The organism is Micromonospora maritima, from assembly GCF_902825405.1.
In the GTDB taxonomy this organism is placed as follows: Bacteria; Actinomycetota; Actinomycetes; order Mycobacteriales; family Micromonosporaceae; genus Micromonospora; species Micromonospora maritima.
The window spans coordinates 1-5,694 of record NZ_CADEAU010000353.1 but is presented as its reverse complement, the minus strand read 5'-3'; the positions used below and the strand labels follow the sequence as shown (position 1 = coordinate 5,694).

7 protein-coding genes are annotated in these 5,694 nt (G+C 72.2%); 3 read left to right on the top strand and 4 right to left on the bottom strand.

Annotated features, from left to right (window positions below):
• Window positions 1–776, top strand: a 776-nt coding sequence (locus HUW36_RS24195; protein WP_246248305.1) for an SDR family NAD(P)-dependent oxidoreductase, incomplete at its 5' end; no start/stop codon positions are given.
• Window positions 777–779: 3 nt separating this feature from the next.
• Here HUW36_RS24195 and HUW36_RS24190 read toward each other — a convergent pair.
• Complete coding sequence (locus HUW36_RS24190) at window positions 780–1,187, bottom strand: DUF4190 domain-containing protein (RefSeq protein ID WP_174530279.1); 408 nt, start codon at window positions 1,185–1,187, stop codon at window positions 780–782.
• Between the two features lie 172 nt (window positions 1,188–1,359).
• Between HUW36_RS24190 and HUW36_RS24185 the strand changes: the two genes are divergently transcribed.
• On the top strand, window positions 1,360–2,556 hold the full coding sequence (locus HUW36_RS24185; RefSeq protein ID WP_174530278.1) for an acyl-CoA dehydrogenase family protein: 1,197 nt from the start codon (window positions 1,360–1,362) through the stop codon (window positions 2,554–2,556).
• 45 nt (window positions 2,557–2,601) lie between these two features.
• Here HUW36_RS24185 and HUW36_RS24180 read toward each other — a convergent pair whose 3' ends face one another.
• Entirely contained in the window at window positions 2,602–3,255 is a 654-nt protein-coding gene (locus tag HUW36_RS24180) for a PH domain-containing protein (protein WP_174530277.1), read from the bottom strand.
• Window positions 3,256–3,342: 87 nt separating this feature from the next.
• Here HUW36_RS24180 and HUW36_RS24175 point away from each other — a divergent pair, with 87 nt between their 5' ends.
• A complete protein-coding gene (locus HUW36_RS24175; protein WP_174530276.1) occupies window positions 3,343–3,951 on the top strand; it encodes a TetR/AcrR family transcriptional regulator in 609 nt (202 codons plus the stop codon).
• A 71-nt stretch (window positions 3,952–4,022) separates the two neighbouring features.
• Here HUW36_RS24175 and HUW36_RS24170 read toward each other — a convergent pair whose 3' ends face one another.
• Both HUW36_RS24170 and HUW36_RS24165 read right to left on the bottom strand, forming a co-directional pair.
• Window positions 4,023–4,427 carry a CoA-binding protein gene (locus HUW36_RS24170; protein ID WP_174530275.1) on the bottom strand — a complete coding sequence of 135 codons (405 nt, stop codon included), beginning with the start codon at window positions 4,425–4,427 and terminating at the stop codon, window positions 4,023–4,025.
• Between the two features lie 26 nt (window positions 4,428–4,453).
• Window positions 4,454–5,569, bottom strand: a complete 1,116-nt coding sequence (locus tag HUW36_RS24165; protein ID WP_246248306.1) for a radical SAM protein — start codon at window positions 5,567–5,569, stop codon at window positions 4,454–4,456.
• Between the last annotated feature and the right edge of the window lie 125 nt (window positions 5,570–5,694).

Here is a 5,694-nt window from a genome sequence, read left to right as displayed (position 1 = left end):
CGCTCCCGGAGACCGCCACCATGCGGCTGGACGGCCGGGTCGCGCTGGTCACCGGCGCGGGCAGCGCCGACGGCATCGGCTACGCGACCGCGCGCCGCCTGGCCGACCTGGGCGCCCGGGTGGCGATCGTGTCGACCACCCGCCGGATCCACGACCGCGCCGGCGAGCTGGGTGTCACCGGCTTCGTCGCCGACCTCACCGACGAGTCCGAGGTCGGCGCGCTGGCCGACGCGGTGGCCGAGCAGCTCGGCGACGTCGAGGTGCTGGTCAACAACGCCGGCCTGGCGAGCCGGGCCAGCCCGGAGGTGCTGCGGCCGGTGGCCCAGCTGACCTACGACGAGTGGCGCGGCGAGATCGACCGCAACCTGACCACGGCGTTCCTGTGCAGCCGTGCGTTCATCAACGGCATGGCCGAGCGCGGCTGGGGGCGGATCGTCAACCTGGCGGCCACCGCCGGGCCGGTGAACGCGCTGCCCACCGAGGCGGCGTACGCGGCGGCGAAGGCCGGTGTGGTCGGGCTGACCCGGGCGCTGGCGATGGAGATGGTCGCCGACGGGGTGACCGTGAACGCGGTCGCACCGGGCATCATCCACACCGCGGCGTCCACCCTGGCCGAGATCAAGCAGGGCCATGGCACCCCGGTGGGGCGTCCCGGCACGCCGGACGAGGTGGCCGCCGCGATCGCGTTCCTCTGTTCGCCGGCCGCGTCGTACATCACCGGGCAGATGCTCGTGGTCGACGGAGGCAACAGCGTCCGGGAGGCGCAGTTCCGCTGAGCGTCAGTAGCCGGTGCCGTTGTCCGAGTTGGCCCAGATGGCCAGCCCGATCCAGCCGCAGCAGGCGAGCACGCCGAGCACGGTGAAGACGTAGCTGAGGATCAGGCCCCAGGTGGCGAGCTGGTCGCCCTCCTCGCCGGTCTGCCGGATCTGCCGCTTGGCCAGGTGGCCGCAGACGATGCCGGCCGGCGCGAAGACGAACGCGAAGACCAGGGACAGGATGGCGAGCACGTTCGGGCCGCCGCGGGGGCGTTGCCCCGGGTCGGGCGGGCCGTACTGGCCGTAGGGCGGTTGCGGGTGGTACGGCGGCTGCTGGCCCCACTGCGGGTGCTGCTGCCCGTACTGCGGCTGCCCGTACGGCTGGCCGTGGCCCGGCGGCTCGTACGGCGACGGTGGCTGCTCGTCAGTCACGCTCGCCCCCCATCGCCTGTCACCGGCCCTCTCTCTTGCGGACGCTACCCGCAGCGGTGAACCTTTTCACAGCGGTTGTGTGGACTGGTCACCTTGGCGCGGCCGGTCCGGGGGCCGATACTGACCGAGCGTTCAGTTACCCATGAGTAATGCGCCGACCCCGGAGGCTGAGATGGCCCGACTCGCCCAGACGCCCGGCCTGACCGACGTGCAGCGGTCGATCCTGGAAACCGTCCGGGAGTTCGCCGACAAGGAGATCATTCCGCACGCCCAGCGACTGGAGCACGCCGACGAGTACCCCGCCGACATCCTCGACGGGATGCGCGAGATGGGCTTGTTCGGTCTCACCATCGACGAGGAGTACGGCGGCCTGGGCGAGTCCCTGCTGACCTACGCGCTGGTGGTCGAGGAGCTGTCCCGGGGCTGGATGTCGATCTCCGGCATCGTCAACACCCACTTCATCGTGGCGTACCTGATCTCGCAGCACGGTTCGGCCGACCAGAAGGCCCGGCTGCTGCCCCGGATGGCCACCGGCGAGGTGCGCGGGGCGTTCTCCATGTCGGAACCGGAGTGCGGCTCGGACGTCTCGGCGATCAAGTCGAAGGCCGTCCGCGACGGCGACAACTACGTGCTCAACGGGCAGAAGATGTGGCTGACCAACGGGGCGTACTCCTCGGTGGTGGCCACCCTGGTCAAGACCGACACCGGGGCCGACTCGGTCTACGGCAACATGAGCACGTTCCTGCTGGAGAAGGAGCCCGGCTTCGGCGAGACCGCGCCCGGCCTGACCATTCCCGGCAAGATCGACAAGATGGGCTACAAGGGCGTCGAGACCACCGAGATGGTGCTCGACGGCGTCACCGTCCCCGCCTCCGCCGTGCTCGGCGGCGAGGAGAAGGTCGGTCGCGGCTTCTACCAGATGATGGACGGCATCGAGGTGGGCCGGGTCAACGTGGCCGCCCGCGCCTGCGGCATCTCGATCCGCGCGTTCGAGCTGGCCGTCGCGTACGCCCAGCAGCGCAAGACGTTCGGCCAGCCGCTCGCCCGGCACCAGGCGATCGCGTTCAAGCTCGCCGAGATGGGCACCAAGATCGAGGCCGCGCACTCCCTGATGGTCAACGCGGCCCGGCTCAAGGACGCCGGTCAGCGCAACGACGTCGAGGCCGGCATGGCCAAGCTGCTCGCCTCGGAATACTGCGCCGAGGTGGTCCAGGAGGCCTTCCGCATCCACGGCGGCTACGGCTACTCCAAGGAGTACGAGATCGAGCGCCTGATGCGCGAGGCGCCGTTCCTGCTGATCGGCGAGGGCACCTCGGAGATCCAGAAGACGATCATCTCCCGCGGCCTGCTCAAGGAGTACAAGCTGTAAGGAAGGGCCCCTTCTTAACGTTTCCGGTAGAGCAGGGGCCCCTTCTTAACGCGTCGGCCGGCGCGTGACGTGGTCGGTGGCGGGCAGGTGCCGGCGGGCGTGCTCGACAAGCGCGGCCGGATCGTCGGCGTACAGCCGGATCTCCCGCACCGGCGCGCTCGGCCCCTTCGGCAGCGGCACCGACAGCGGCTCGCGCAGCACCACGTCGATCGCCGTCTGGCTGCCGACGCCGAGGTTGAGCACCGCCGGGTCGTCCGCGTCGTACTGGACGGCCCGGCTGGACGGCAGGGAGCGGCGACGGAACGAGACCTGGGCGACGGCCGCCCACGGGATCCTGACGTCGATCGAGACGCCGTTGCGCACCCGCAGGCCGGCGTCGTCGACGACGTGCGGATGGATCCGGAGGCTGGCCAGCAGCCCGACCATCCACAGCACGCCCCAGACCCCGAGCCCGATCGCCGCGTGCCGCACCGTCGGCTGGTCGACGGTGTGCCGCAGGATCACGTCGAGGACCGGGATCTCGATCGTGGACAGCACGATGAAGGCCAGCAGGATCGGCTGTACGCCGCCGACGTAGGCGTACGTCCCGGCACCTGGTGCGACCGGGTACGGCCGGCGCAGGACCCACCGGGTGAGACTGCGCCACATGCCCCACTCGTACGCCACCACGCGCCGCGCCAGCCGGATCGCCTGCCCCATCACCGCACCCCCTCTTTTCAATGCAGTCGTAATGTAAAACGTCCTCGGCGACGTGTCAATACAGTCGTATTGTGAAAGCATGGGAGTATGCCGAAGCGGGTCGACCACCGGGAGCGTCGCGCGCTGATCGCCGACGCCCTGATGCGGGTCGCGGCCGAACAGGGGCTGGAGGCGGTCAGCCTGCGCCACGTCGCCGCCGCGGCCGAGGTCAGCCCCGGGATGGTGCAGCACTACTTCCGTACCCGGGACGAGATGATGGTCTTCGCGCTCGCCGTGGTGCGCGAGCGCAACGAGGAACGGGTCCGCCGGGCGGTCGAGCCGCTCGGCGCGACGCCGGCACCCCGGGCGCTGCTGCGGGCCATGCTGGCCGAACTGCTGCCGCTCGACGAGGAACGGCGGGCGGACGGCCGGGTGGCCCTGGCCTTCCTCGCCTACACCGCCGTGCGACCGGCCGTGGCCGCCGCGCTGCACGACGAGACGGCCGCGCTGCTGGCGTTCGTGGCCGGCCAGATCGCCGCCGGCTCACCGCTCGTCGCGGACGGCCGGGTGGACCCGGAACGGTCCGCGGTCGGGCTGCTCGCCGTGATGGAGGGGCTCGGCATCTACGTGCTCGGCGGCCACTATCCCCCGGAGACCGCGCTGGCCGCGCTCGACGCCCAGCTCGACCTGATCTTCGGCGCCGACCCGGCCCGGTGACCCGACCCCGGCTCAGGAGGCCGGCTCCGGCGTGACCGACCGGCGGGTACGCCGGCGCGCCGGATCGACGGTCAGCGGCGGGAGAGACCCGCGGCGGCCCGCTCGACGATGAGGCACTTGTCCTCGACGTAGTCGATGCCGGCCTCCTCGGCGATCCGGCGCGCCTCGGCGGAGAAGATCCCGAGCTGCAACCAGACCGCCGGCGCGCCGATCGCCACCGCCTGGCGGACCACCTCGACCGCGTCCCGCGCCGGCCGGAACACGTCCACCAGGTCGACCGGGTGCGGGATGTCGGCAAGCGTCGGGTAGGCCCGCTCACCGAACAGCTCGTCCACGGTCGGGTTGACCGGGATGATCCGACAGCCGTGCCGTTGCATCTCCAGCGGTACGCGGTGTGCGGCCTTGCCCGGGTCGCGGGAGGCCCCGACGACGGCGATCACGGCGGAGTCGGCGAGGAGCTGCTGGGCGGAACGCATTCGCCGAGACTAACCCGCCGGCCCGGTCACAGCAGCGAGAGTTGCTCGGCGGCGGGGGCCGGCGGCGGCTCGTCCGGCAGCCGGCGGTTGTCGCCGGTCTCGCCCCGGTGCAACCCGTGCCGGCGGGCCGCCATCCGCACCCGCGCGGTCACCTCCCGCTGGTACGCCTGCGGCGCGTACGCCCCGGCCTGGTAGAGCTGGCGGTAGCGGGGAACCAGGTGCGGGAACTCGCGGGCCAGCCAGCGGGCGTACCACTCCCGCGCGCCGGGCCGCAGGTGCAGCGCCAGCGGGGTCACGCTCGACGCGCCGGAAGCGGCGATCGCCGCCACGGTCGCGTCGATCGACTCCTCGTCGTCGCTGAGGCCGGGCAGGATCGGCGCCATCAGCACCCCGACCGCGAAGCCGGCGTCGGTGAGGCGACGGACCGCGTCCAGCCGGCGGTGCGGGCTCGGCGTGCCCGGCTCGGCGACCCGCCAGAGCGCCTCGTCGACGAAGCCCACCGAGTAGGACAACCCGACCCGGGTCACCTCGGCGGCCTGGCGCAGCAGTGGCAGGTCGCGCAGCAGCAGGGTGCCCTTGGTGAGGATGGAGAACGGGTTGGCGAAGTCGCGCAGCGCCTCCAGGATCGGCGGCATCAGACGGTAGCGCCCCTCGGCCCGCTGGTAACAGTCCACGTTGGTGCCCATGGCGACGTGCGCGCCGCGCCACCGCGGGGCGGACAGCTCCCGACGGACCAGCTCGCCGGCGTTGACCTTGACGACCACCTTGCGGTCGAAGTCCGCTCCGGCGTCGAGGTCGAGGTAGGTGTGCGTGTTGCGGGCGAAGCAGTTGTGGCTGACCACCCCGTTGGCGATGAAGTCGCCGGTGCCGGTGGTGATGTCCCACAGCGGCAGCTCCAGGCCGAGATCCTCGACCCGGGTCACCTGGAGCCGCGCCGCGCACTTGAGCGCCGTGCCCTCGATCGAGCGGCGCCCGGTGACGGCCGGGTCGGTCAGGTGGAAGAAGCGCAGCCGCTCCGGCAGGCCGCCGGTCAGCCGGAGCTGACACGAGCCGGTGCGGTTGCCCGGCTCGTCGCGCGCCCACCGGAAGGCGAACCGGTCGAGCGCCTCGGTTGCGCGGCGGCAGCTGCGGTCGTCGGGCACGCCGATCCGGAACACGCCCCGGCGGCAGCTCCCGGCGGCGTCGAACAGGCCGGCCAGGAAACCCAGCCGCCAGTCGTCGGTCGGCTCGTCCGGCGGCCGGACCAGGCCGGCGACGGCCTCGACCC

Coding starts and splice junctions, on each gene's coding strand:
- HUW36_RS24185 (WP_174530278.1), top strand. CDS start 1,360: ATGGCCCGACTCGCCCAGACGCCCGGCCTGACCGACGTGCAGCGGTCG.
- HUW36_RS24180 (WP_174530277.1), bottom strand. CDS start 3,255: ATGGGGCAGGCGATCCGGCTGGCGCGGCGCGTGGTGGCGTACGAGTGG.
- HUW36_RS24175 (WP_174530276.1), top strand. CDS start 3,343: ATGCCGAAGCGGGTCGACCACCGGGAGCGTCGCGCGCTGATCGCCGAC.
- HUW36_RS24170 (WP_174530275.1), bottom strand. CDS start 4,427: ATGCGTTCCGCCCAGCAGCTCCTCGCCGACTCCGCCGTGATCGCCGTC.